The organism is Microvirga sp. (assembly GCF_014699075.1).
Taxonomy (GTDB): domain Bacteria; phylum Pseudomonadota; class Alphaproteobacteria; order Rhizobiales; family Beijerinckiaceae; genus Microvirga.
In genome coordinates, this window is sequence record NZ_JACXAB010000006.1 from 144879 (window position 1) to 168948 (window position 24070).

Annotated in this window: 24 protein-coding genes; 9 read left to right on the forward strand and 15 right to left on the reverse strand. The window is 64.3% G+C overall.

Annotated elements, in window-relative coordinates; translation table 11 throughout:
- Positions 1-105: 105 nt before the first annotated feature.
- The 5 genes from dnaN (at position 106) to IC232_RS12135 (ending at position 7855) form a co-directional block, all read left to right on the forward strand.
- On the forward strand, positions 106-1224 hold the full coding sequence (dnaN, locus tag IC232_RS12115) for a DNA polymerase III subunit beta (protein WP_190845226.1): 1119 nt from the start codon (positions 106-108) through the stop codon (positions 1222-1224).
- Between the two features lie 249 nt (positions 1225-1473).
- Positions 1474-2637: a DNA replication/repair protein RecF gene (gene recF, locus IC232_RS12120; RefSeq protein ID WP_190845227.1), complete on the forward strand. Its 1164-nt coding sequence runs from the start codon at positions 1474-1476 to the stop codon at positions 2635-2637.
- 62 nt (positions 2638-2699) lie between these two features.
- The gene (locus IC232_RS12125; protein ID WP_190845228.1) at positions 2700-3314 is read left to right on the forward strand and encodes a LysE family translocator; all 615 of its coding nucleotides are present in this window, start codon (positions 2700-2702) and stop codon (positions 3312-3314) included.
- Positions 3315-3515: 201 nt separating this feature from the next.
- On the forward strand, positions 3516-5942 hold the full coding sequence (gyrB, locus tag IC232_RS12130; protein ID WP_190845229.1) for a DNA topoisomerase (ATP-hydrolyzing) subunit B: 2427 nt from the start codon (positions 3516-3518) through the stop codon (positions 5940-5942).
- Positions 5943-6169: 227 nt separating this feature from the next.
- Positions 6170-7855, forward strand: a complete 1686-nt coding sequence (locus IC232_RS12135; protein ID WP_190845230.1) for a sensor domain-containing diguanylate cyclase — start codon at positions 6170-6172, stop codon at positions 7853-7855.
- A gap of 44 nt (positions 7856-7899) precedes the next feature.
- Here the strand turns inward: IC232_RS12135 and IC232_RS12140 are convergent, their stop codons facing one another.
- The 4 genes from IC232_RS12140 to IC232_RS12155 form a co-directional block, all read right to left on the reverse strand.
- Positions 7900-8376 carry a VOC family protein gene (locus tag IC232_RS12140; protein ID WP_190845231.1) on the reverse strand — a complete coding sequence of 159 codons (477 nt, stop codon included), beginning with the start codon at positions 8374-8376 and terminating at the stop codon, positions 7900-7902.
- A gap of 39 nt (positions 8377-8415) precedes the next feature.
- A complete protein-coding gene (locus tag IC232_RS12145) occupies positions 8416-8835 on the reverse strand; it encodes a DoxX family protein (protein WP_190845232.1) in 420 nt (139 codons plus the stop codon).
- 41 nt (positions 8836-8876) lie between these two features.
- A complete protein-coding gene (locus IC232_RS12150; RefSeq protein ID WP_190845233.1) occupies positions 8877-9299 on the reverse strand; it encodes a YciI family protein in 423 nt (140 codons plus the stop codon).
- 67 nt (positions 9300-9366) lie between these two features.
- Positions 9367-9798, reverse strand: coding sequence for a VOC family protein (locus IC232_RS12155; RefSeq protein WP_190845234.1), 432 nt, complete (start codon positions 9796-9798; stop codon positions 9367-9369).
- 57 nt (positions 9799-9855) lie between these two features.
- Between IC232_RS12155 and IC232_RS12160 the strand changes: the two genes are divergently transcribed.
- Positions 9856-10557, forward strand: a complete 702-nt coding sequence (locus IC232_RS12160) for a winged helix-turn-helix transcriptional regulator (RefSeq protein ID WP_190845235.1) — start codon at positions 9856-9858, stop codon at positions 10555-10557.
- On the opposite strand, the gene IC232_RS12165 is transcribed toward IC232_RS12160, so the two are convergent.
- A complete protein-coding gene (locus tag IC232_RS12165; RefSeq protein ID WP_190845236.1) occupies positions 10554-11294 on the reverse strand; it encodes a dienelactone hydrolase family protein in 741 nt (246 codons plus the stop codon). The two genes, IC232_RS12160 and IC232_RS12165, sit on opposite strands and share 4 nt — an antisense overlap.
- Positions 11295-11425: 131 nt before the next feature.
- Between IC232_RS12165 and IC232_RS12170 the strand changes: the two genes are divergently transcribed.
- The gene (locus tag IC232_RS12170) at positions 11426-12514 is read left to right on the forward strand and encodes a patatin-like phospholipase family protein (RefSeq protein ID WP_190845237.1); all 1089 of its coding nucleotides are present in this window, start codon (positions 11426-11428) and stop codon (positions 12512-12514) included.
- A gap of 4 nt (positions 12515-12518) precedes the next feature.
- Here the strand turns inward: IC232_RS12170 and IC232_RS12175 are convergent, their stop codons facing one another.
- Complete coding sequence (locus IC232_RS12175) at positions 12519-12698, reverse strand: hypothetical protein (protein ID WP_190845238.1); 180 nt, start codon at positions 12696-12698, stop codon at positions 12519-12521.
- 79 nt (positions 12699-12777) lie between these two features.
- Entirely contained in the window at positions 12778-13050 is a 273-nt protein-coding gene (locus IC232_RS12180) for an HNH endonuclease (RefSeq protein ID WP_210335329.1), read from the reverse strand.
- 91 nt (positions 13051-13141) lie between these two features.
- Here IC232_RS12180 and IC232_RS12185 point away from each other — a divergent pair, with 91 nt between their 5' ends.
- Positions 13142-13690, forward strand: a complete 549-nt coding sequence (locus IC232_RS12185) for a BON domain-containing protein (protein ID WP_210335330.1) — start codon at positions 13142-13144, stop codon at positions 13688-13690.
- 42 nt (positions 13691-13732) lie between these two features.
- On the opposite strand, the gene IC232_RS12190 is transcribed toward IC232_RS12185, so the two are convergent.
- Both IC232_RS12190 and IC232_RS12195 read right to left on the reverse strand, forming a co-directional pair.
- The gene (locus IC232_RS12190; protein ID WP_190845241.1) at positions 13733-14398 is read right to left on the reverse strand and encodes an HAD family hydrolase; all 666 of its coding nucleotides are present in this window, start codon (positions 14396-14398) and stop codon (positions 13733-13735) included.
- Between the two features lie 55 nt (positions 14399-14453).
- The gene (locus IC232_RS12195) at positions 14454-14660 is read right to left on the reverse strand and encodes a hypothetical protein (RefSeq protein WP_190845242.1); all 207 of its coding nucleotides are present in this window, start codon (positions 14658-14660) and stop codon (positions 14454-14456) included.
- 176 nt (positions 14661-14836) lie between these two features.
- On the opposite strand from IC232_RS12195, the gene IC232_RS12200 reads away from it, so the two are divergent.
- Positions 14837-15655 carry a MipA/OmpV family protein gene (locus IC232_RS12200; RefSeq protein WP_190845243.1) on the forward strand — a complete coding sequence of 273 codons (819 nt, stop codon included), beginning with the start codon at positions 14837-14839 and terminating at the stop codon, positions 15653-15655.
- 162 nt (positions 15656-15817) lie between these two features.
- Here IC232_RS12200 and IC232_RS12205 read toward each other — a convergent pair whose 3' ends face one another.
- From IC232_RS12205 to IC232_RS12230, 6 genes are all read right to left on the reverse strand, one after another.
- Positions 15818-16207: a 6-carboxytetrahydropterin synthase gene (locus IC232_RS12205; RefSeq protein WP_190845244.1), complete on the reverse strand. Its 390-nt coding sequence runs from the start codon at positions 16205-16207 to the stop codon at positions 15818-15820.
- A gap of 119 nt (positions 16208-16326) precedes the next feature.
- Positions 16327-18261: a putative bifunctional diguanylate cyclase/phosphodiesterase gene (locus tag IC232_RS12210; RefSeq protein WP_190845245.1), complete on the reverse strand. Its 1935-nt coding sequence runs from the start codon at positions 18259-18261 to the stop codon at positions 16327-16329.
- Positions 18262-18290: 29 nt separating this feature from the next.
- Positions 18291-18809 carry a molybdopterin-dependent oxidoreductase gene (locus IC232_RS12215; RefSeq protein ID WP_190845246.1) on the reverse strand — a complete coding sequence of 173 codons (519 nt, stop codon included), beginning with the start codon at positions 18807-18809 and terminating at the stop codon, positions 18291-18293.
- A gap of 274 nt (positions 18810-19083) precedes the next feature.
- Positions 19084-20022, reverse strand: a complete 939-nt coding sequence (locus IC232_RS12220; protein ID WP_190845382.1) for a ring-cleaving dioxygenase — start codon at positions 20020-20022, stop codon at positions 19084-19086.
- Positions 20023-20261: 239 nt separating this feature from the next.
- The gene (locus tag IC232_RS12225) at positions 20262-21698 is read right to left on the reverse strand and encodes a M20 family metallopeptidase (protein WP_190845247.1); all 1437 of its coding nucleotides are present in this window, start codon (positions 21696-21698) and stop codon (positions 20262-20264) included.
- Between the two features lie 285 nt (positions 21699-21983).
- Entirely contained in the window at positions 21984-23837 is a 1854-nt protein-coding gene (locus IC232_RS12230; RefSeq protein WP_190845248.1) for an ABC transporter ATP-binding protein, read from the reverse strand.
- Positions 23838-24070: the final 233 nt, after the last annotated feature.

Below are 24070 nucleotides of genomic sequence, written 5' to 3' on the forward strand. Positions count from 1 at the left end.
TTCTCCGCCGACAAAAGCCAATCTTGCTGCCCTGCTTGTCCCGCTCAAGGGCGACCTGCCACGGGCACAAGCCAAGAATTTCACCGAAACCAGGTGTCGAAGGTTATGAGAGTTACCGTTGAGCGCGCCGCTCTGCTGAAGGCGCTGGGGCACGTGCACCGCGTCGTCGAGCGCCGCAACACCATTCCGATCCTGTCCAACATCCTGCTGCGGGCGGGAGAGGGCTCCTTGCGCTTGAAGGCCACGGACCTCGACATCGAGGTGACCGAGACGATCCCGGCCGACATCACGGAGGCCGGCTCCACCACCGTCCCGGCCTACATGATCTACGACATCGTGAGGAAGCTCCCGGATGGGGCGCAGGTCTCCCTGGAGATGACGCCCGACATGGGCCAGATGCAGATCCGCTCCGGCCGCTCGCGCTTCATGCTGCAGGCCCTGCCGGAAAGCGACTTCCCGGATCTCGCCGCCGGCGACCTGCCGCACCGCTTCACGCTTCCCGCGGCCGACCTCAAGCGCCTGATCGAGAAGACGCAGTTCGCGATCTCGACGGAAGAGACGCGCTACTACCTGAACGGCATCTATCTTCACACGCTGGACGTGGGCGGCTCCGTCGTGATGCGCGCCGTCGCCACCGACGGCCACCGCCTCGCCCGCGTCGAGATCCCGGCCCCGAACGGCTCAGAGGGCATGCCCGGCGTCATCATTCCGCGCAAGGCCGTGGCCGAGATCGTCAAGCTCGTGGAGGACGGCTCGGAAACCATCACCATCGAACTGTCCTCCGCCAAGGTGCGGCTGACTTTCGACGGTGTTGTGCTGACCTCCAAGCTCATCGACGGCACCTTCCCCGACTACCAGCGGGTCATCCCGGCCGGGAACGACAAGGTTCTCGTGGTCGAGCGCGCCGATTTCTCGAAGGCCGTGGACCGCGTCTCGACGATCTCGTCGGAGCGCGGCCGCGCCGTGAAGCTGGCGCTCGGCGACGGACGCCTGACGCTCACCGTCAACAACCCGGACTCGGGCAGTGCGACGGAAGAGATCGAGGTCGATTACGACGCGACGCCGATCGATATCGGCTTCAACGCCCGCTATCTCCTCGACATCGCGTCCCAGCTCGACGGCGACACCGCCGTGTTCAAGCTCGCCGATCCCGGCTCCCCCACAATCATCCAGGACCGCGACGGCGCTGCGGCGCTGTACGTCCTGATGCCGATGCGGGTGTAAGCCGCTTTGGATGGCAGTCATTCCGGACGTCGCGGGCGGCATGGGATCGTCTTCAGGATCAAACTCCACGTCATCACCGGCCTTGTGCCGGTGATATCGCTTCGGGAAGATGCAGCGCTCTTCTCATCGGGATGGCCGGGACAAGCCCGGCCATGACGAGCCCTGAGGCTACATCACGACAGCACAGAACAACGGCTCGGCCGTGCCGATGCTTGATCTTTCGCCCCCGCTCCTGAATGAAGGGGGCGCATGTCCTCCGCTCCTGTTGCCGCTTCCCGAATCGCCCGTCTGATCCTCCAGGATTTCCGCACCTATGCGAGCCTGGATCTCACCGTCTCGCGCCCGCTTGTGGCACTGGTGGGCGAGAACGGCGCGGGCAAGACCAACGTGCTGGAGGCGATCTCCCTGTTCATGCCAGGGCGGGGCCTGCGGCGCGCTGAACTCAGCGAGATGGCGCGCAACGACGGACCGGGCTCCTTCGCCGTGTCCGTCACGCTCGATGCGCCTTACGGCGAGCATCGCCTCGGCACCGGCCTGGAGCCGCAGAGCGAGACGACGCGCGCCTCGCGCATATGCCGCATCGATGGCATGCCGGCGTCCTCGCCGACCGCCTTTGCCGAGTACCTGCGCATCGTTTGGCTGACGCCCGATCTCGACGCCCTGTTCCGCGGTCCGGCCGGCGACCGGCGCCGGTTTCTCGACCGGCTCGTGCTCGCGGTTGACGCGGAGCATGGCACGCGGGTGAATGCGCTCGAGCGGGCGCTGCGCTCGCGCAATCGCGTGCTGGAGGAGAACCCCGACGACCGCCTCTGGCTCGATGCCCTGGAGCGCGAGGTGGCGGAACTCGCCATCGCGGTCGCGGCCGCTCGCCGCGAGACCGTGGAGCGTCTGGCAAGCCTCATCCTGGAGACCCGCGCGGAGGATTCCCCCTTCCCCTTCGCCACGATGGGCCTGGAAGGCGATCTCGACACCCTGGTGTCCACCCTGCCGGCGGTCGATGCCGAGGACCGCTATCGGGCCATCCTGCGCGAGTACCGGCCGCGCGACCGGGCCGCCGGTCGCACCCTCGTGGGACCTCAAGCCTCCGACCTGGTCGTTCGCCACGGGCCCAAGGACATTCCGGCCAATACGGCCTCGACGGGTGAGCAGAAGGCGTTGCTCATCGGCCTCGTGCTGGCCCATGCGCAGCTGGTGGCCAGCATGAGCGGCATCGCGCCCTTCGTGCTGCTGGACGAGGTGGCGGCCCATCTCGACCCGCGGCGCCGGGCCGGCCTCTTCGCGGCGCTGGAGTCGCTTGGCGGGCAGGTCTGGATGACGGGAGCAGACCCGAGCCTCTTCGCCGAACTCCAAGGCCGCGCCGACGTGCTGCAGGTCTCCCCCGGCGTGATCGAACCCATCACAAGAGCTGAGTAGTACCGCGTGCCCGATCGTTCTATGCTGAGCGCCATTGCCGCTCCTGTCTTCGGGTAAGCCTCATGGATCTCGCAGGCCTTCTGCTCTTCTCCTCAGCCCTGTTCATCGCCGCGGCCTCGCCGGGTCCGGGCATCGCCGCCATCGTGGCCCGGGTGCTGGGACGTGGGCCGAAGGGTGCGGTGGCGTTCAGCATCGGCGTCGCTTTGGGCGACGTGGTCTGGCTGTCCTTTGCCATCCTGGGGCTCGCCGCCCTCGCGCAGACCTTCCACGGAGTGTTCCTGGCCATCAAATATTTGGGAGCGGCCTATCTCCTGTACATCGCCTATAAGATTTGGACCGCTCCCGTGGTGGCCCAGGACATCAAGACCGATGCGCGTGCGGAGCACCCGTTGAAGCTTCTTATCGGCGGGATTGCCCTCACCCTGGGCAACCCGAAGGTCATGGTGTTCTACCTGGCGCTCCTGCCCACCTTCCTCGACCTGACCCGGATTACGCTCCTGGGCTTCACCGAACTTGTCCTGGCGACCCTGACGGTGCTCGGCGTGGTTTTCGCCGGCTACATCGCGCTCGCCGCCCGCGCCCGCCGGCTCTTCACCAGCCCGCGGGCGATCCGCATCCTCAACCGGACCACGGGCACCGTCATGGCGGGAGCGGCGGCGGCTGTTGCGGCGCGCTGAGCGCCATCAGCGCCTGAGGCAAGGAACCGCCCCTCCAGGCACCCTGATTCGGCAGTTTTTGGTGGATTTTCCGCCTGTTTTCACGCGCGCGTATGCGCGTGGGGGTGAAATTTCAACCATTCGCACCTAAATAACTGATCTGACGAATCAAACCCTGAGCGCACGCCTCCCCCCTTTTTGCTGCGCTCCGAAGGATCCCAAATGGCCGAACCTGCTATCAACGTGAATGCCGACGCTTATGGCGCTGAATCGATCAAGGTGCTCAAGGGCCTTGATGCGGTGCGCAAGCGGCCGGGCATGTATATCGGCGATACCGACGACGGCTCGGGCCTCCACCACATGGTCTACGAGGTGGTGGACAACGCCATCGACGAGGCGCTCGCCGGTCACGCAACGGAAGTCACGGTCACGCTCAACGCCGACGGCTCGGTGACCGTCACCGACAACGGCCGTGGTATCCCCACCGACATCCACAAGGGCGAAGGCATCTCGGCGGCCGAGGTCATCATGACCCAGCTGCATGCGGGCGGTAAGTTCGACCAGAACTCCTACAAGGTCTCCGGCGGTCTGCACGGCGTGGGCGTCTCGGTGGTGAACGCGCTCTCGAGCTGGCTCAAGCTGCGCATCTACCGCAACGGCAAGGCCCACGAAATCGAGTTCAAGCACGGCAATGCGGTCGCGCCCCTCGCGGTCGTCGGCGACGCCGAAGGCAAGCGCGGCACGGAAGTGACCTTCCTGGCCTCCACGGAAACCTTCACCATGGTGGAGTACGATTACAACACCCTGGAGCACCGCCTGCGCGAACTGGCGTTCCTGAACTCCGGCGTGCGCATCATCCTCACCGATAAGCGCCATGCGGAGCACAAGCGCGAGGAGCTGATGTACGAGGGCGGCGTCGAAGCCTTCGTGCGCTATCTCGACCGCGCCAAGACCCCGCTGATCCAGCAGCCGGTGATGATCCGTGCCGAGAGGGACAATATCGGCGTCGAGGTGGCCCTGTGGTGGAACGACTCCTACCACGAGAACGTGCTCTGCTTCACCAACAACATCCCGCAGCGGGATGGCGGCACGCATCTCGCGGGCTTCCGCGCGGCGCTCACCCGCCAGGTGAACGGCTATGCGGAATCCTCGGGCCTCACGAAGAAGGAAAAGGTTTCGCTCACCGGCGACGATTGCCGCGAGGGCCTGACCGCCGTCGTGTCCGTGAAGGTGCCGGATCCGAAGTTCTCCTCGCAGACCAAGGACAAGCTCGTCTCGTCCGAGGTGCGTCCCGCCGTCGAGAACGTGGTCAACGAGGCCCTGAACAACTGGCTTGAGGAGCATCCTCAGGAGGCCCGCACTCTCGTCGGCAAGGTGGTGGAAGCCGCCGCCGCCCGCGAGGCCGCCCGCAAGGCGCGTGAGCTCACCCGCCGGAAAGGAGCGCTCGACATCGCGTCTCTGCCCGGCAAGCTCGCCGACTGCCAGGAGCGCGACCCGTCGAAGTGCGAAATCCTCCTCGTCGAGGGCGACTCGGCCGGCGGCTCCGCTAAGCAGGGCCGCGACCGCTCCTTCCAGGCGGTGCTGCCCTTGCGCGGAAAAATCCTCAACGTGGAGCGCGCGCGCTTCGACAAGATGTTGGGCAGCCAGGAGATCGGCACGCTGATCACCGCGCTCGGTACCGGCATCGGCCGCGAGGAGTTCAACCTCGACAAGCTGCGCTACCACCGCATCATCATCATGACGGACGCGGACGTGGACGGCTCGCACATCCGCACCCTGCTGCTCACCTTCTTCTTCCGGCAGATGCCGGAGCTGATCGAGCGCGGGCACCTCTACATCGCGCAGCCGCCGCTCTACAAGGCGACCCGCGGCAAGCAGTCCATCTACCTGAAGGACGAGCGCGCGCTGGAGGACTTCCTCATCGACGCCGGCATCGAGGGCGCATCCCTGCGGCTTGAGACCGGCGTGGAGTTCCATGGCGACCAGTTGAAGGGTCTGATCGACGAGGCCCGTCTCGTGCGGCAGGTCCTGAACAACCTGCATACGCGCTACAACCGCAAGGCCGTCGAGCAGGCGGCGATCGCCGGCGCGCTGCGTCCCGACGTGGTGGAGGATCCCGACAAGGGTCCGGCCGCTGCCGCCTATATCGCGCAGCGCCTCGACGCGATTTCGGAAGACCTGGAGCGCGGCTGGACCGGCGAGGTGCGCGAAGGCGGTTATGTCTTCTCCCGCACGGTGCGCGGCGTGACGCAGCACGCCGTTCTCGACCAGGCCCTGATCGCAAGCCAGGAGGCCAAGAAGCTCGACGAGCGCGCCACCTCCCTGCAGGATGTCTACGCCAAGCCCGCGAAGCTGGTGCGCAAGAACGACGAGATGCAGATCGACGGTCCGCTCTCGCTGTTCAATGCGGTGATCGCCTATGGCCGCAAGGGCCTTCAGCTCCAGCGCTACAAGGGCCTCGGCGAGATGACCGCCCAGCAGCTCTGGGAGACGACGCTGGACCGTGACGTGCGTTCGCTGCTGCAGGTGAAGGTGAAGGACACCACCGACGCCGACGACCTTTTCGTCAAGCTCATGGGCGACGTGGTGGAGCCCCGCCGCGAGTTCATCCAGGAGAACGCCCTGTCGGTGGCGAACCTGGACGTCTGATCCTATTCCAATGCCAATCATGAAAGGCGGAGCAGTCGAAAGCTGCTCCGCCTTTTTCGTTTTGCGCCAAAGTGCCTCGGCAAAAATTTCGCTTAGGTTTCAACGTAAATGCCGTTGCGGAAGGAATCCCTTAACTGATCTGTCCGAAAGATGTCGTGGGACACGGCAGGACAGGGTAAGGCTCGACGCCCATGATGTATGTTCGGCGAACAGCCGCGATGCTGGCCATGCGCCATCGATCGCTCCGGCAGCAGGTGACCCTGCTGGTCGGCCTCCTGTGCTTCGCGCTCGTCTGCATCGTTGCGGCCGGCGCTGCCTATATCGCGCAAGGCCGGGTCCGCGGCATTGTCATGGCCCATGAGGCGCAACAGGCTGCCGTAATCGCGAACATCCTGGACCGGGGCATGTTCGAGCGCTACCGGGAGGCCCGCAACCTCGCCGCGATGCCGGCTCTGAAGGCGATCTGGACCGGAGAGCCCACAGGCATCCGCCAAACGCTCGAGCGGATCCAGGCCTCCTACCCGGATTATGCCTGGATCGGATATGTCACGCCCGATGGAACGGTGCAGGCCGCAACGCAGGGCATGCTGGAAGGCCAGTCCGTGCAGGCGCGGCCCTGGTTCCAGGACGGGCTCAAAGGGCCTGCCGTCGGCGACGTGCACGAGGCGAAGCTCCTGGCCAAGCTCCTCGGCCCTGCGCCGAACAACGAGCCTTTCCGTTTCGTCGATGTCGCCGCTCCGGTTCGCGACGATGCAGGTCGTGTCATCGGGGTGATCGGCGTTCATCTGAGCTGGACATGGGCCGACGAGACACGCCAGTCGCTCCTCGGCAGCCAGTCCGAGGCCGGTGGGAGATCACTCTGGATTCTCTCCTCCGATGGAACGATGCTTCTCGGACCACAGATCGGCAGCAAGCCCTTCCCGGAGCAGCAGGTGCTGCTCATGCGCCGGGCAAAGACCGGCGCTTTCGAGGATGAAGCGGGCACAGAGCCCATGCTCACGGGCTTTGCCGCGGCGGAAGGCTACCGGGACTATCCGGGGCTCGGCTGGATCGTCGTGTCGCGCCAGCCGGACAGCATCGCGTTTGCGGCAACGAGAGGGATCGTCTGGATGATCATGGGGCTGGGCTGCGCCATCGCGGCCATCGGGCTGGTCTGCGCCCTCTTCATCGCCAGAGGCGTGGTTCGTCCCCTGCAGACGATCATCGCAGCCGCCAACCGCATCGGCCGCGATCCGGCCATCACCCAGCTGCCGCGCGTGACGGGATCGCTGGAGATCGTGCAGCTCTCCTCGGCGCTGCGCTCCCTCCTGCGCAGAGCCGGCGCAGCGGAACAGCAGGTGATCGAAACCTCGTCCCAGCATGCAAAGGACGTCTCCACGCTTCGTCATCTGGCTGAAACGGACGCGCTATCCGGGCTCCTCAACCGCCGGGGCTTCAGCCTTCTCGCCGATGACGCGTTCAGCCTCTACCGGCGCTATGAGCGTCCTCTTGCCGTGCTGATCCTCGACATCGATCTCTTCAAGAGCGTCAACGATACCTATGGCCATGTCGCCGGAGACACAGTGATCCGGTCGGTGGCAACGGCTTTGACCAAAGCCCTTCGCACCTCCGACAAGGTGGCCCGGTTCGGCGGCGAAGAATTCGTCGTTCTCGTGCATGAGGTGGATGCGGCCGGGATCATCACGGTCGCGCAGAATCTGCGCCGGGCCGTCGAGGCGCTCACCATCGAGCATCAGGACCATCGGATTGCCGTGACGGTGAGCGTCGGTGGCGCCATGGCCCGCCGCAGCGACGAGGACGTTCAGGAGGTAATCGAGAGAGCGGACTCGGCGCTCTACCGGGCCAAGGCGGCCGGCCGCAACCGCGTGGTCATCGACGGCATGCAGATCCAGCTTGCCACGGCCGTCGCCTGACGGGATCCTGCGAGCGTTCAGGCTTGCGTCGCCGGACGCAGATTTCAGGCATCGTTGTAGGCTTTCTCCAGCTGGTCGACGTCGAGCTTGATCATCAGCAGCATCGCCTCCGTGACGCGCTGCACCTTTGCGGGGTTCTTGTCCTTCATCATGACGCCGAGCACCGCCGGCACGATCTGCCAGGAGACGCCGTAGCGGTCCGTAACCCAGCCGCATTGCATCGGCGTGCCGCCGTCGCAGAGCGCATCCCAGAGCCGGTCAATCTCCGCCTGATCGTTGCAGCTCACGAACAGCGACATGGCCGGCGTGAACTGAAAATACGGACCGCCGTTCAGCGCCATGTAGCTCTCGCCTGCCAGCGTGAACTCCACCAGCATCGTGTCCCCAGGCTTTCCGCCAGGGGCCTCGACGGTGTAGGGCAGCACGGCATCGATGCGTGAATCCGGAAGCAGCGAAACGTAGAACCGCGCGGCCTCCTCGGCTTTTCCATCAAACCACAGGCAAGGGGCAATCTTGGACACGGAATGATCCTTCCACGTGATTGGTGAGATGATCGAACGCTAGCGCAGCAGCGCTCGGATACGCGGATCGCGCAACCAGAGCCCGGTCCACAGGGCGATGCCCATATAGACGCCGAACAGGCTGTGGCTGAACAGCGGAGAGCCGACCCGCACATGGGTGGCGACCGCGCCGCCGAGATAGGCGGTGATCAGGAGCGCGCCCAGGAATGCCGTTCGCGGATAAGCATAGAGAAGGGTGGAGACGATGAGCACGATGCCGAGAGCACGCCAGGTCACGGGATCCGTCGGCCAGCCAAGCGGGATCACCGTGTCGATCGCCACCTGAAGCGGCACCAGCTTGATGGTACCGTCGAACAGCAGGAAGAGAACGACAAGGCCGCTCAAGGCTCGTCCGGTCCAGACAAGGCCGCTGCTCGTGGGAGCGGCCCCTGCCGTTGCTGCGTGTGAGATCGTGGTCATTCGTTCCTCTTCCCTTTTACCCGGCAGCAGCCGACGGGATGTCAGCGGCTTGCCAGCTTTTCGCTTGTCCGATCGTGCAGTTCGGAGACCTCGGGCGTCATGGCCTCTGCAAAATCCGCCATTTCATAGAACGGGCGGATCTCGATCTCGCTCGGGCCGGGCATGGGATTAGGGCAGCGCTTCACCCACTCGACTGCTTCGGCCATGTCCTTGACCTCCCAGAGCCAGTAGCCGGCAACCAGCTCATTGGTCTGGGCGAAGGGTCCGTCGATGACCCTGCGGTCCGGGCCGTCGAAGGCCACTCGCTTGCCTTGAGATGAAGGCTTCAGCCCGTCGCCAGCCCGCATGATGCCGGCATTGACCAGCTCCTCGTTGAACTTGCCCATAGCCTCGAATAGCTCGGTCGAGGGCATGATGCCCGCCTCGCTGTCCTTCGTCGCCTTCACCAGAACCATCACGCGCATCGTCGTCTCCCTTGTGTTCCACGCAGGTCCCTTCGGCCTGCCGGTTTTTGCCTTAGTCCGTTGACCGTCAGGCCGGTGCCATCTCGCCCATGGCTTCCTTGGCCGCCTCAAGGTCCATCCACATCACTTCCCAGATGTGACCATCGAGATCCTCGAAGCTGCGGCCATACATGAAGCCGTAATCCTGCTTCGGGCCGATATCGACTGCGCCGCCGGCTGCTTCGGCTTTGGCGAGTGTCCCATCGACATCATCGCGGCTGTCGGCGGACATGCAGATCAGAACCTCCGTGGTCTCCCGCGCATTCGCGATTGTCTTCGGCGTGAACTGGCGGAACTTGTCGTGGGTCAGGAGCATCACGTGGATGGTCTCGGAAAAGACCATGCAGGCGGCGGTGTGGTCGGTGAACTGTTCATTCTTCACCGCACCCAGGGCCTCGTAGAAGGCGATGGATTTCGGCAGGTCGCTGACAGGCAGGTTGATGAAGATCAGCTTGGACATGGGTCTCTCCCTTGGGTGTTTTGACATTGATTCCACGTTCAGTTATAAATAGCAACTATGAAGTTAGAAAAAATAACTCAATTGCCGAACACCCGCTCCAAGCGCCACTACGAGGACGCTTGCGCGGCGGCTCACGCCCTCGACCTTGTGGGCGAGCGCTGGGCGCTTCTGGTGATCCGCGAGCTCATGATGGGGCCGAAACGTTTCAGCGACCTGCGCGAGAGCCTGCCGGGGATCAGCGCCAATGTGCTCACCCAGCGGCTCGAAGGCCTTGAGGCCGCAGGGGTTCTGGTACGGCGCAAGCTGCCGCCGCCCGCTTCCACCCAGGTCTATGAACTCACGGAATGGGGCTACGAGAGCGAGCCGATCTTTCAGGCGCTCGGCCGGTGGGCGGCGCGCTCACCCCGGCATGACCCGACCCTGCCGTTCAGCACCGCATCCTTCCTGCTGTCGCTGAGAACGATGCTCGATTCCAAGCGAGCGGAGGGCCTGGAGGCGCGGGTGGGCTTCCGCCTCGGCGAGGAGACATTTCTGGCGCAGCTAGCGGGTGGAAGAATCGAGATCAGCCGCAGCGCTCTTCAGGGTGCCGACCTGATTTTAACCGGCACACCGCCGGTGCTGGCAGGTGCGATCTACGGAGGTCAGCCGCTGGAGGCGCTTGAGAAGGCAGGGGCCTTGCAGATCGAGGGCGACCGCGCCCTTGCTCGGCACTTCATCGGCCTGTTCCCTTTGCCTCCGAAAGCTTCAATCCCGGCCTAGCGCAGCGTCTCGTCGAACAGGGTAAGCAGGCGCTTCCAATGGCGCTCGGCGCCGCGCTCGTCATAGACCCTGTTGTCCGGAACGGCCCAGCCATGGGCCATGCCGACATAGTTCTCGATCACGTGGTCGATCTCGGCCCGGCGCAGGGCCTCGGCCAGGCGCGCCGACTGCTCGGGCGGGAAACTCTCGTCAACGCCGGCACTGCCCACATAAACCCGGCCCTTGATCGTCGCCACGTTCAGGTGCGGGCTGTCGGGCGCCTCGCTGGCAAGACGCCCGCCGTGGAAGCTCGCCGCAGCGGCGATGCGGTCCGGATAGGCCGCCGCCGCGTTGATGGCGCGGCTGCCGCCCATGCAATAGCCGACGGTGCCGATCCGACCCGAGGCTCCGCCTCGCGTCAACGCCTCCAGGAAGGCTGCGCTGTCGCGCCGGGTCATGTCCTGGGTCGTGTCGCTGATCATGCTCCGCAGCTTTGTGCGGGTGGGCTCTTCGCTGAAGGCGGTCTTGGCATCAAGGGGGCCATAATCGCCGTAGCGGTAGAAGAGATCGGGCAGCAGAACCACATAGCCCTCACCCGCCAAGCGCTCGGCCATGGCATCGAGCGCAGGACGAGGCCCGAAGGCATCCATATAGAGGATCACGCCGGGAATCTCCGACGCGGGCCGGCGGCTCGGGTGAAACAGGCCGGCCTTGGCGGTTCCATCCTGGGTCTTGATCGCGATGTCCTGCTTCGCCATGTCCGTCTCCCATCGAGCCTGTCGCGGAACCGCTGCCGCCTGCATGCGTTCCCTGCCCTCTCCTATGCCCGCATGGGAGCACACTTTCAAATCCGGCAGCGCCGGCGGGCTTTTCTTACCAGGGCAATCACATGACTGCGTCGTCAAAGCTCGGACAGGATCAGCCGCTCGTTCTCGTGCTCGGCGGCGGCAACGCGCTGGGCTCCTACCTCGCGGGCGCCTACGAACAGCTGCAGCAACGGCGGATCGAGCCGCAATGGATTGTCGGCGGGTCCATCGGGGCCGTTACAGGAGCCATCATCGCCGGCAACGCGCCGGAGGACCGCCTGCCGCGGCTCAAAGAATTCTGGGACGAGGCGATGATCAGCACGCCGGGCCTGCTCGGGCGCGGCACGAAGATCCGGCACACCTACAACGAGCTGCACACGATCACGGCGCTCCTGTTCGGCCGGCCCGGCCTGTTCGGGCACCGTTTTCCCGGCATGCTGTCCATGCTGCCCTGGATGCCGGGCGATGTGGCGCTCTACGATCATAGACCTCTTCAGCAGACGCTGGAGCGGCTCGTCGATTTCGACCGGCTGAACCGGGCGGACATTCGCCTGACCATCGGCTGCGTCGATCTCGAAAGCGGCGAGGATGTTCTCTTCGACAACACCCGCGACACGCTCACGCCCGAGCACTTTCTGGCGAGCGCCGCCATCACGCCGGTCTTCCCGCCGGTCGAGATCGGCGGGCGTCTGCTCTGCGATCCGGGCTACACCAACAACCTGCCCATCGAGGTGCCATTCGCGGAGCCGCGAGGTGAAGATTTCACCTGCATCGCCGTCGAGCTGTTCAGCCTGCACGCCTCGCGTCCGGCTTCGCTCGATTCGGCCGCGGAGCGGGCCAACGACATGATCTTCGCAAGTCCCACGCACCGGGCCCTGAAGGGGCTCAAGCGGGAGTACGCCTTGCGTGAACAGCTGGAGCCTGACGGTCCCCAGGCCACGCTGTTGCACTTGGCCTACTTTGCGGGAAGCGACGAGCGGGCGGGAAAAACCTTCGACTACTCGCCGTCCTCGATCCGTGACCGCTGGGCTGCCGGACAGCGCGACATGGACAAGAGCCTCGCCCTCCTGGATAGCGCTCCCGCTGAGCGGCACCGCTTCCGCTACCTGGCTCTGAGCCCGGAGCAGGAGGCCGCTTCGGCCGAAGCCGGGGCAGTCGCAGCCCGAGCGTGAACGGTCAGGGTCCGCCGGCGAGCGACCCCACCACCGCCATGGTGAGTTCGTCGAGATTGACCCGGCCCTCGATGGTGATCGTCTCGTCTTCGCCCGTCCTGACACGCAGGCCCTGCTCGCCGGCCTCGGACTGGCGCTTCAGCTCCGCGATAATGGCCTCGCGCACGTGATCCTCGATGTTCATCGCAGTCTCCGTTCGAATGACATCATCCGGCTGTCGAACGTCGGCGCTGACAGCCCTGTTCCACATCGGCTGCCGGTGCTCAGTCTGTGGCCTTGTTCGCCTTGAGCATTTTGAATGCCTCGGCCTCCATGGTGCCGCGCTCGTTGTTGCAGGCGGAGCAGGCCAGGACGAGGTTGTCGCGGGTGAGCGGGCCGCCGTAGGATCTTGGGAACACATGGTCGAGGGTCGCAAGATCCGGGGCGCGTTTCACCCCCGGACCGGGACGGCGCGCCGGGATACCGCAATAGACGCAGCACCCTCCGTCGCGGGCATAAACATCCTCGAAGAGCTTGAGGCGCTGCGCGGCTTTCATGGGGTTGGAGTACTCTTCGTTGTGTTGCGATTGTCGTGTGGAACCACGCGCAAGCCGGGTGGTTGCTCCTGCAATCACAGGAGCAACCACCATGGTAGACACCCGCCGCAGGAACCGGAACCCCTTCGACGACGACAACGGCTACGGTGACGTGCCCCAGGGCGCCGTGGGTTTCCGCGGCGAGGGCCGAGAGTATCCGGGCGGCTACGGCAGCGATGCCAACGCGTTTTCCGGAGGCGTGATCGACGACGGGCGGGGTGGCCCGCGCGATGACGAGGGCTTCGACCCAGGCTACAGCCGGTCCCGCTCCGGGTATGGCGCCTTCGGCGACCGCGATCCCAACGATGCCGATGTCCGCTCCGGTCGGAATGAGGGCCAGGCCGGCGCAGGCCGGCATCGCGGCCGCGGCCCCAAGGGCTACCGGCGGTCGGACGAGCGCATCCACGAGGATGTATGCGAGCGCCTGACGGAGGATCCGTTGATCGACGCCTCGAACATCGAAGTTCTCGTGAAGGACGGCGAGATCACCCTCAACGGCACCGTCATGAGCCGTGGCCTCAAGCGCCGCGCCGAGGATCTGGTCGAGCTCGCCTCCGGCGTTTCGCACGTTCAGAACAATCTTCGCGTGCAGGGTGTCTGAACCCCGTGGCAGCCCTGCTTCATCAGGGCTGCCATTTTCGTGTCATGACGCAAACGGCGAGCTGTCGTAGCGGTGCAGCAGGCTCTCGACGTCGCGATAGACCGCGATGCAGCCTGCATCCTTCAGGGCCTGCTCCGAAAAGCCGCCGGACAAAACTCCGATGGATTTCATCCCCGCCTTGCGCGCAGCCTCCGCATCATAGGGCGTATCGCCGATCACCACGGCCTCTTCAGGCGTGAGCGGTGCAAGCTTCGCGAGCGCAGCCTCGAAGATGTCCGGAAACGGTTTCGAGCGCTCCGCATCGTCCGACGAGGTCGCCGAGTCGATAAGATCGGCGATGCCGGCAATCCCCTTGTATTGCTCGACCTCATCCGCACTGCCCGACGACGCCAGCACCGCTTTCTGCCCTGCCGCGCGGACGCGCTCAAAAAGCTCCCGGACAGCGGGAAAGGCGCGCACCTGATGCAGGTACTCGCGCTTGAAGAGTTCCGCGCGGAAGCCCTTGATGGCGTCGCCCCGCTGCTCGATCACCTCAGGCGGCAGAAGCCCGTGCAGGATCTGATCGCCGCCCTTGCCGATCTGCGAGCGCAAATCCTGAAACGCAATCTCGAATCCAAAATGCTTGAGAGCTCTCACCCAGGCTTCCGCGTGAAGGTCGACGGTGTCGATGAGCGTGCCGTCGATGTCGAAGATAGCTGCTTTGATCATCATTTCTCCAAGTGCCGGAGAACTGCACTCCCCGTTGAGGCGGGCCAGCCGCTCCTCACGGCACCTCAGGCTGAGGCATCGGGTGAATGGCCGGCCTGTCCGACTCAGGCGGCTGTTCCGGCAGGGATGAGGGAACGCCGGTCGGAGTGGATGGTGCCGGCGTCTCCGGCGGGATCGGCATCACGGGCAAAGGCTCCGTCGGGGGCGGCTTGGGATAGAACTCGTCCGGCTGCGGATGGCTGCTGATGCGGTGTGGGGCCAAGACGCTCTCCCTGGATCTGCTTCTGACAACCGTTCAGCTCGGACAAAGGTTCTCCTGCGGACCGGTCCAAACCCGCGTGGCCGGTCAGACTTGCGAAACCATAGGCAAGCCCTTGGCTTGACCTTACGTCCATTTGAGGCCACGACGGCTAGGTGGAACAACGAGCCGGAAGAATCATGCGCACAGCCCGATCCCTTGCCTTCCTCGCCTTCCTCGCCACTGGGTCGACCCTGGCCCAGGCAGCGGACCCCGTGTTCTCGCCTGAACCCATCCAGAGCTCCTCGGGCTGGATCGTCACGGTCAAGGGCAACCTGCGGGCAGGGCCGTCCTATCCCGGCTCGGATGATTTCAGCTTCATTGGCTATCCGTCCTTGAGCTTCCGCCGGGCGGGAACGGTCGAGCGCTTCAGCGCTCCCGACGACGGCCTGAGCTTCTCGTTGCTCGACGACTCGGCTTTCCGCGTCGGCGTGGTCGGTCGCTTCGTGGGCGGACGCTACTACGAGGACAACCGGGAACTCGTCGGCCTCGACAAGATCGACTGGGCGGTGGAGCCCGGCGTGTTCGTGGAATACTGGCCCCTGGAGTTCCTGCGCGCCCGCGCCGAGATCCGGCGTGGCTTTGGCGGGCATGAGGGCTTCGTGGCCGATTTCGGTCTCGACGCGGTGCAGCGTTTCGGCGCCGTTACCTTGTCCCTCGGTCCCAGGCTGTCGCTGGGCGACGGCGAATTCACCCGCACCTATTTCGGCGTGACGCCCGAGGAGGCGGCGCTCAACGGCCAGGTGACGGCCTACCGTCCTTCCGGTGGCATCACGTCCGTCGGCGCGACCGGCGCCGTCAGCTACGACTGGTCGCCGCAATGGTCGACCACCGCCTTCGTCACCTATAAGCATCTCGTGAGCGATGCCGCCGACAGCCCCATCGTCGAGCGCTTCGGTTCCGAGCATCAGGTCGGCGTGGGGCTCACCGTGTCGTACTCGTTCGGCTACACGCCCTGATCGTCTGGAGATGTTTCCACTTGCGTGGAATCATCTCTCTTCTTTGGTTTGCCGAGTTTTTGACGGCGAACCGGAGCCACTTCGCCGAAAAATGCTCCAGAACTGCCCGCAGATAAAAAAGCCGCCCGAGGGGCGGCTTTTTTGCTCGTTGATCGACAGCTCTCAGGCCGCGATACTCTCTCGGGATGCGGCGGTTTCGCCGCGGTAGATGCAGCCTTCCGAGGAGCCCGCCATGCCGCGCTTGAGCTCGACCTCTTCCAGCCCTGGGAAGCGTTCCTTCACCAGCTTCCAGATATACGTGGTGACGTTCTCCAGCGAGGCGATGCCGATGGCAGGATTGAGATCAAGGTTGCCGTGATCGAGGCCCGATCCATGCTTGCCTTTGATCTCCTCGATGTAGTTCTCTACGTCGTAGAGATTCACCGGCCACCCATACACGTCATCGACAGGTCCACCGAAGGTGAGCTTGACGATGAAGGTATGGCCATGCAGCCCGGAATACGGAGCTACCGAATGAGCAGCTTCGAATGTGAACTCACAATATGTCTTCATTCAACTTGCTCCAGCGATGGTCGGTCAGGGCGCTCTCTCAAGAGCACCACCTGCATGCAGATCATGATGAAATCATACCTAACATAGTTCGAGGGGCTCACCAACAAGACCGGGCGATCTCAGGCTACCTTCACCGCGTGCTTGAGCGCGGCCAGTGTATGCACCAGGTCCCGTGCTGGCATCGGGCGGCCGAAATAATAGCCTTGAGCATCGGTGCAGCCGGCCGCTTGGATCTGGCGCAGCTGCTCTTCCGTCTCGATGCCTTCGGCCACGGTCGGCATGCCGAGGCTGCTGCCCAGATTAGCCACGGACTGCACGATAGCGAGACAATCCGCCCGCTGGGACATTTCCCGTACGAAGGACTGGTCGATCTTGATCTTGTCGAACGGGAAGCTGCGCAGGTAGCTCAGCGACGAATAGCCGGTGCCGAAATCGTCCATGGCGATGCGCACGCCGAGGCGGCGCAGATCATGCAGCATCGAGACGGTTGCCTCGTTGTCCTGCAGCAGCACCGATTCGGTGATCTCCAGCTCCAGCCGGCTCGGGGCGAGACCCGATGATGCCAGGGCACGGCTGACGCTCTGCACCAATCCCCGGCTGCGGAACTGCACGGGTGAAAGGTTGACCGCCACATGGATGTTACGCGGCCACTTTATCGCTTCTCGGCAGGCCTGCTCGAGGATCCAGTCGCCCAGGGGCACGATGAGACCCGTGTCCTCGATCACCGGGATGAACTCGGCGGGCGGAACGAGTCCGCGCTCCGGATGGTGCCAGCGCAGGAGTGCCTCGTAGCCTCCGATCTCATTGTCGCTGATGTTGATCTGCGGCTGGTAGAACAATTCGAACTCACCGTTGGTCGCGGCCTTGCGCAGATCGACCTCGAGCACGCGGCGGGCCTGAAGCTGCACGTCCATCTCCTGCTCGAAGAAGCGGAACGTGCCGCGCCCGTCGGCCTTGGCGTGATAGAGAGCCATGTCCGCATGCTTCAGGATCTGGCTTGGGGTGACATGGCCTTGAGCCAGCGCGATTCCGATGCTGGTGCCGATGAAGATCTCCTGGCCGTTGACGCTGAACGGCGCACGCATTGCTTCCACGATGCGGGCCGCGAGAGCCGCGCTCTCGCCCGGCTTGCTGATCCCGGTCTGCAGGATTGCGAACTCGTCGCCGCCGAAACGGGAGATGAGGTTTCTCACCTGACCTTCATGCGCAGGGATGCAGTCCCGCAGGCGCTCGGCGACCGCCTTGAGCAGTTCGTCTCCCGTCTCGTGGCCGAAGGAGTCGTTGACGTCCTTGAAGTGATCCAGATCCAGATAGGAAACGGCAATGGTGCGCCCCTGCGGTTTCAAGCCGGCGAGGGCCTGCTCCAGCTGGTTGCGGAGCACCACGCGGTTGGGAAGGCCCGTCAATGCATCCTGATGAGCAAGGGCATGGAGCTCCTGATGAGCGCTCGCCAGCAGGCGGTTGTGCCTGTCGAGAAGCAGGATCAGGATGACGCCCACCAGGATCAGGCTTGCGGCAATGCCGGAGAAGGCCCAATGCAGGCGGATGAGTTCGTGCTGATCCTTCTGGACAAGCGCGGCGCCGTGGTTGTGCGCAGCCGATGCCAATTGTGAAAGCGGAGCCTCAAGCGGAGCCAGGATCTGGAGCGCCTCTTGTGCGCCCTGCGGACGTTGATCGAGATCGTCGATCAGAGGCTGCACGGCAGCGATCTTGTCCTGGAACTCGCGAAGGGTGGCTCTGTGTTCCGGATTGCTCTGGAGGAGGTCCTTGAAGCTGCCCTCGTTCAGGATCTGCGCTCTGCCACGAAGAATCTCGTAGCGCAGTTCCACCTCTTCCCTGCCGACCCCGCTGCCGGAATTGGTGAAATCGGCCAAGCGATGTTCGAGCCTCATGAACTCGGAGGTCGCCTGGCCGGCTTCCCAGGCAGGGTTATAGAGAGAGATCTGTCGAAGGGTTCCCTGGCGCTGCACGACGAGCACGGAGATGTAGACAGCGGCGACCAGGAATGCACCGATGACGACAGCAATGACCGTTTTGAATGTGCGCAGCGACAAAGGCGACCTCCGGACCCTGCCAGGCCCTGCTATCTCACGTCGATCTTCGCGACCTGCCAGGCAGACCGCGCGTAATAGGTCTGGGTCTGCAGGTCGGGATTGCTGTCGTATGGATAGATGATGAACAGGGGGCCCTTGTCGCGCACGGGCATGTACTCTCCGTTACGCTTGATGGCGAGGATCGCATTATACTTCCCGAAATCCGCCATCGGGATCTCGGTGCTGTAATCGTTGAGCGCCACCACCACGACCCGCTGGCCGTTCGCGCCGACAAGCTTCATCAGCTTGTCCATGGGGACGCCCTCGAACTTCACCTTGCCCTCATGCCAGGGCGTCGTGGTCTCGATCGTCACCAAGCCCATGGATTCCAGCATCTGACGGTCAAACTGCGCCGTGTTGTCCTTGTTGGTCACGGAGATCTTGCCCGAGATCGTCAGGATCGGCCTGTCGGTCGGCATGGCCAGAGAAGCCGCATATGCGGCGCCCACGAAGGCGGTCAGAGCAAGCAGCGCTGCCACCAAGCCGGTCTTCACCTTGGCGCGAAACATGGGAAACCCCTACACAAGAAGTAATGTAAACACATGAAACGGATTAACTTAAGCAAAGTCTTACACAACTCTACAACGGAAGCAAAAAAACAATGATAACAATATTACGATTGATGAAGTCTTACTTCCGGAAGCCCTGACCTTGTACACGCATCCGCAGCCGATCGCTTGAGACGCAACGCCGCAAAAGGCGGTTGCCTCCCTCAAAAAGAGAGCCGCCCTGAGAAGGCCAGGGCGGCTCGCAGCATTCGATGAAACTGGTGGAACCCAGGCTCTAAAGCGGCTTGAGTCCTGCCTCGATCTCAGCCCGGCGCGGCTCCAGGAAGGGCGGAAGGGCGAGGCGCTCGCCGAGCTTGTCCATGGGCTCGTCGGTGGCAAAGCCTGGCCCGTCGGTGGCGATCTCGAACAGGATGCCGTTGGGCTCGCGGAAATAGAGACTGCGGAAGTAATAGCGATCCACCGGGCCGCTCGACGGCGCCCGCAACGATTGCAGGCGCTCCCAGCATTCCTGGTAGGTTTGCTCGTTCGGCGTGCGGAAGGCCACGTGGTGCACGCCGCCCGCACCCTGACGAGCCGGCGCGAGGCCCGGCTCCACGGCCACATGCAGCTCTGCGCCGGCGCCGCCTTCGCCCATGGCGAACACATGCACCGGCGTATCGCCGACGCGATACTCTCGAGCCGCCCGCATATCCATGGCCTCGGTAAGCACGCGGGCCGTGCGCTCCAGCTTCGGAACGCTGATCCGGATCGGGCCGAGGCCGCGGATCTGGTGCTCGACCGGCACGGGGCTGTGCTCCCACGGATGAGCCTCCCCCTGCCCGCCATCGTCGACGAGGCTCAGGCGCTGGCCTTCGAAATCCTCGAAATCGAGGGAAAGGCGGCCGTCGCGCTCGACAACCTCGTCGCTGCGCACATTGAGGCTGTCGAAGCGGTCCTTCCACCAGGCAAGAGCTTTCTCGCCATTCACCCGCAAGGCCGTCTGGGCAATGCTGTGGGTGCCGCGCCGCTCGCGGTCCACCGGCCAGTCGAAGAAGGTGATGTCCGTACCGGGAGACGCCTTCGCATCCGCATAGAACAGGTGGTAGGCGCTCACGTCGTCCTGGTTGACGGTCTTCTTCACGAGCCGCAGGCCCAGGGTCTGGGTGTAGAAGGCGTGATTGCCGCGCGCATCCGCCGTGACGGCAGTCAGATGATGAATTCCGGTCAGCTTCATGGCGCTCTCCATTCCTGTGACGGATAGATAAGCCGGCACTGCTGCGGCGGCGAGACCATCGACCGCCAAGCTGACTTTGCTGAAATGCAAATGCTGAGGTTGTGAACTCATTTTTTGAGAGCCAGAGACCACATCCGCTTCGTCATGGCCGGACTTGATCCGGCCATCCACGTCTTAGAACCTCAACGTCGCAGAAGACGTGGAGCCCCGGGACAAGCCCGGGGATGACGACGAGGGATTTAGGCTGCCTTCGCGCGGAGATCGTCCGGCGTGACATCGTCCGGGATCGGGCAGCGATAGGCGCGCCCGCCGGTGCGCTCCCGCAGCTCCGCCTTGGCGCGGGCGATGAGGTCCGGATTGCGAAGGCAATCGGCGGCGGTGGCCGCCATGGCTTTGGCGGCGAGCACCATGCCCTTATGCGCGGCCGGCAGGTTGCCCTGCGTGACGAGCTGCCAGGTGTGGAACGGGGTGCCGATGGCAAAGCAGGCCGTGTGGCACTGCACGGTCGGCACGATCCAGCTCACGTCGCCCACATCGGTGGTGCCCATCATCACCTCCTCGCGGGCTGGCATGGAGAGAACGCCGTCATGCAGCACCTTGGTCTTCAGGGACATGTCATACGGCTTCACGCTCGCAAGGATCTCCTCTTCGGTCAGCGCTGACTTCTGGAGCTTCTCCGCGAAGGCGACATCCGATTCATCGAACGCGGGCGGGCCGAGGCGGCGCATGTTCTCGAACATGGCCTCCTGCAGCGCCTTGTTCGGCACGACGTTGGAGGTCGCGTCCGTGATCTGCACGGAAACGGAAGTCTCCGTCATCAGCGCCGCGCCTTCCGCGATCTTCTTCACGCGCTCGAACAGGCGCTCGGCGTCGGGCAGGTGCGGCGAGCGTACGAGGTAGAGCGACTCGGCGTAAGCCTGCACCACGTTGGGCGCATCACCGCCGGTGTTGGTGATGGCGTAATGCACGCGGGCGTCGGAGGGCATGTGCTCGCGCATGTAGTTCACGCCCACATTCATGAGCTCCACCGCATCGAGCGCCGAGCGGCCCACATGGGGCGAGACGGCCGCATGCGCGGCCCGGCCCCTGAAGCGGAAATAGGCCTGGATGCAGGCGAGCGACGAGGTGGTCGAGACCTCGTTGATCACGTTCGGGTGCCAGCAGAAGGCGGCATCGAGATCGTCGAACAGGCCGGCGCGGGCCATGAAGGTTTTGCCCGATCCGCTCTCCTCGGCCGGGCAGCCGTAATAACGCACGGTGCCGGCGATGCCCTCCGCTTGAAGCGCATCCTTGAGGGCGACGGCGGCGAGCGCGGATCCCGCTCCGAGGAGGTTGTGGCCGCAGCCATGGCCCGGCGCGCCTCTCACCGTCGGCTTGTGCTCGGCGAAGCCGGACACCTGTGCCAGATCAGGCAGGGCATCGAACTCGCCGAGGATCCCGACGACGGGACCGCCCAAGCCCCATTCGGCCACGAAGGCCGTGGCCATGCCGCCAACATTTGGCGTGATGCGGAATCCCTCGCGTTCCAGGATAGTGATCTGCTCAGCGACCGACCGGTGCTCTTCGAAGGCAAGTTCCGGCATGGCCCAGATGCGGTCGCTCAAGGCGCAGTAATCCTCGGCTTTGGCATCGACGTGGCGGGCAATGACATCAAGGCTCAGGCGGTCGTTATGCATGGTGTGATGAAATCTCGGGATGGTGGGAATGGTGCGACCTTACCCAGGATCGGGTTAGGGTGAAAGGGAGAGGATGCAGGTTGCTCGCATTCCCTCTCCCATGTGGGAGAGGGGCAGGGGTGAGGGAATGACACTTCAACAGCAAGGCACTGTCGTCTCCGTTGCAGCACGGATCCCACAGCCCCTCATTCTTCATCGGCCTGCCCTCACCCCAACCCTCTCCCACCCGGGAGAGGGAGATACGCTGGTTGGTTTACTCAGCCATCCAGTCAGACCATCTATCCCTCAAACCCTCTCGCCCTTGCTCTCCCTGCGTGGCGCCAAGAACCCGCCCGACTGGCGCGACCAGAGGCCCGCATAGAGGCCGTTATTCTCCAGCAGCTCCTCATGCGTTCCCTCTTCCACGATCCGGGCCTCGTCCATGACGATGAGGCGGTCCATGAGCTGCAGGGTCGAGAGGCGGTGCGCGATGGCGATCACCGTTTTGCCCTCCATGAGCGTGGCAAGCGATTCCTGGATCGCCGCCTCGACCTCGGAATCGAGCGCCGAGGTCGCCTCGTCCAGGATCAGGATCGGCGCGTCCTTCAGGATCACGCGGGCAATCGCAATGCGCTGGCGCTGGCCGCCGGAAAGTTTCACGCCGCGCTCGCCCACATGGGCATCGAAGCCGCGCCGCCCGCGCCCGTTGACGAGGCGCTCGATGAAGTCGGTGGCATGAGCCTGGCGCGCGGCCTCGCGCATCGCCTCCTCGCTGGCATCGGGCCGCCCGTAGAGGATGTTCTCGCGGATCGAGCGGTGCAGGAGCGACGTGTCTTGCGTCACCACGGAAATTTTTCCGCGCAGGCTCTCCTCCTGCGCGTCGGCAATGTCATGCCCGTCGATGAGGATGCGGCCCTCTTGCGGCTCGAAGAAGCGCAGCAGCAGGTTGACCAGCGTGGTCTTGCCGACGCCGGAGCGGCCGACGAGGCCGATCTTCTCGCCGGGCCGCAAGGTGAGATCGAGCCGCTCGATGACCGTGTCGCCCTCGCCGTAGGAGAAGCTGACATTCTCGAAGCGGATCTCGCCGCGCGGCACTGTAAGCGGCCTCGCATTGGGCTTGTCCTGCATGGTGAGCGGGCGCGAGATCGTCTTCATGCCCTCTTGCACCGTGCCGAGATTCTCGAAGATGCCCATGACCTCGAAGGCCACCCAGCCGGACATGGAGACGATCTGCGTGGAGAGCAGCAGCGCCGTGGTCATGGTGCCGGCATCGACCCGGTTGGCGCTGAACAGCCACACCGCCACAGTCCCGGTGGCGACCAGGAAAATCGCGTTGAGAATGGTCAGCCCCGCCACGTAGAGGGTGTTGATGCGCTGCTGGCTCATGAAGGCATCGTTGAGCCTATGATAGCCCTCGCTGATGTACTCGTCCTCGTCCTTGCGGCGCCCGAACAGTTTGACCGTCATGATGTTGGTGAAGCTGTCCACCACCTTGCCGGTGACGGCGGAGCGCGCCTCGCTCGACACGCGCGAGCGGGTCTGGATGCGCGGCACGGAAACGCCGAGCAGCGTGGCATAGAGCACGAACCATCCGGCCATCGGAATGGCGAGGCGCCAGTCCTGCGTGCCCAAGAGACCGATGGAGGCCGCGCCGAAGATCAGGATCTGCCAGACCGCGCGTGCCACCGACAGGACCGTCTCGCGCAGGGGCCGGCCCGTCTGCAGCACCCGGTTGGCGATGCGCCCGGCAAAATCCTCCTGGAAGAAGCCGAGAGGCTGGCGCACCACGTGCCAGTAGTTCTGCCAATGCACCATGGTGGTGAAGGAGACGGCAAGCGAGTGGTTGACCAGCAGCCGGAACAGGATCGTGCCCACCGGCCGCACCAGCAGGATGATCGCCGCCATGGCGATGAGCAGCGGCCCGGCCTCGTCGAAAATGCCTTCCGGCGAGGTGGTCGAGAGGGCGTTCACCAGGCGCCCGATGAGCCAGGGAATCAGCGCCTCGAACACGGCAAGCACGAAGCCGAGCGCGAACAGGGCAATGAACAGGCCCTTCGCCTGCCGGATGAAGTGCCAGTAGAAGCCCCACAACGTATCCGGAGGCGATTCCTCCGGCGGCTTCTTTCGGAAATCGATGCGGGTCTCGAAAAAACGGAACATCAGGGCCTGCGTGTGTTTGAGCCCGAATCAACGGGCCGCGGGCCGGAATAGTGCAACATTCTTTGGCTTGAGGGTGGCAGTCGCAGTAAGTTGAAGACCTGTACTAGTAGGCTGGAGTTTCCTAGCGGCATGGTTGCCTCACCGATTCCATGCTCCTATGAGGAAGCCTCCCCCGGTGGGCGGTGCTCATCAGATCTGAGGCGCCTTGAAGGCCAGTAAACGAATGTCGCTGA

Coding starts and splice junctions, on each gene's coding strand:
- IC232_RS12200 (WP_190845243.1), top strand. CDS start 14,837: ATGCGCACAGCCCGATCCCTTGCCTTCCTCGCCTTCCTCGCCACTGGG.
- IC232_RS12230 (WP_190845248.1), bottom strand. CDS start 23,837: ATGTTCCGTTTTTTCGAGACCCGCATCGATTTCCGAAAGAAGCCGCCG.
- IC232_RS12145 (WP_190845232.1), bottom strand. CDS start 8,835: ATGACCACGATCTCACACGCAGCAACGGCAGGGGCCGCTCCCACGAGC.
- IC232_RS12185 (WP_210335330.1), top strand. CDS start 13,142: ATGGTAGACACCCGCCGCAGGAACCGGAACCCCTTCGACGACGACAAC.
- IC232_RS12215 (WP_190845246.1), bottom strand. CDS start 18,809: ATGTTTCGCGCCAAGGTGAAGACCGGCTTGGTGGCAGCGCTGCTTGCT.
- dnaN (WP_190845226.1), top strand. CDS start 106: ATGAGAGTTACCGTTGAGCGCGCCGCTCTGCTGAAGGCGCTGGGGCAC.
- recF (WP_190845227.1), top strand. CDS start 1,474: ATGTCCTCCGCTCCTGTTGCCGCTTCCCGAATCGCCCGTCTGATCCTC.
- IC232_RS12175 (WP_190845238.1), bottom strand. CDS start 12,698: ATGAACATCGAGGATCACGTGCGCGAGGCCATTATCGCGGAGCTGAAG.
- IC232_RS12165 (WP_190845236.1), bottom strand. CDS start 11,294: ATGGCGAAGCAGGACATCGCGATCAAGACCCAGGATGGAACCGCCAAG.
- IC232_RS12155 (WP_190845234.1), bottom strand. CDS start 9,798: ATGTCCAAGCTGATCTTCATCAACCTGCCTGTCAGCGACCTGCCGAAA.
- gyrB (WP_190845229.1), top strand. CDS start 3,516: ATGGCCGAACCTGCTATCAACGTGAATGCCGACGCTTATGGCGCTGAA.
- IC232_RS12150 (WP_190845233.1), bottom strand. CDS start 9,299: ATGCGCGTGATGGTTCTGGTGAAGGCGACGAAGGACAGCGAGGCGGGC.
- IC232_RS12220 (WP_190845382.1), bottom strand. CDS start 20,022: ATGAAGCTGACCGGAATTCATCATCTGACTGCCGTCACGGCGGATGCG.
- IC232_RS12225 (WP_190845247.1), bottom strand. CDS start 21,698: ATGCATAACGACCGCCTGAGCCTTGATGTCATTGCCCGCCACGTCGAT.
- IC232_RS12170 (WP_190845237.1), top strand. CDS start 11,426: ATGACTGCGTCGTCAAAGCTCGGACAGGATCAGCCGCTCGTTCTCGTG.
- IC232_RS12205 (WP_190845244.1), bottom strand. CDS start 16,207: ATGAAGACATATTGTGAGTTCACATTCGAAGCTGCTCATTCGGTAGCT.
- IC232_RS12160 (WP_190845235.1), top strand. CDS start 9,856: ATGAAGTTAGAAAAAATAACTCAATTGCCGAACACCCGCTCCAAGCGC.
- IC232_RS12125 (WP_190845228.1), top strand. CDS start 2,700: ATGGATCTCGCAGGCCTTCTGCTCTTCTCCTCAGCCCTGTTCATCGCC.
- IC232_RS12180 (WP_210335329.1), bottom strand. CDS start 13,050: ATGAAAGCCGCGCAGCGCCTCAAGCTCTTCGAGGATGTTTATGCCCGC.
- IC232_RS12190 (WP_190845241.1), bottom strand. CDS start 14,398: ATGATCAAAGCAGCTATCTTCGACATCGACGGCACGCTCATCGACACC.
- IC232_RS12135 (WP_190845230.1), top strand. CDS start 6,170: ATGCGCCATCGATCGCTCCGGCAGCAGGTGACCCTGCTGGTCGGCCTC.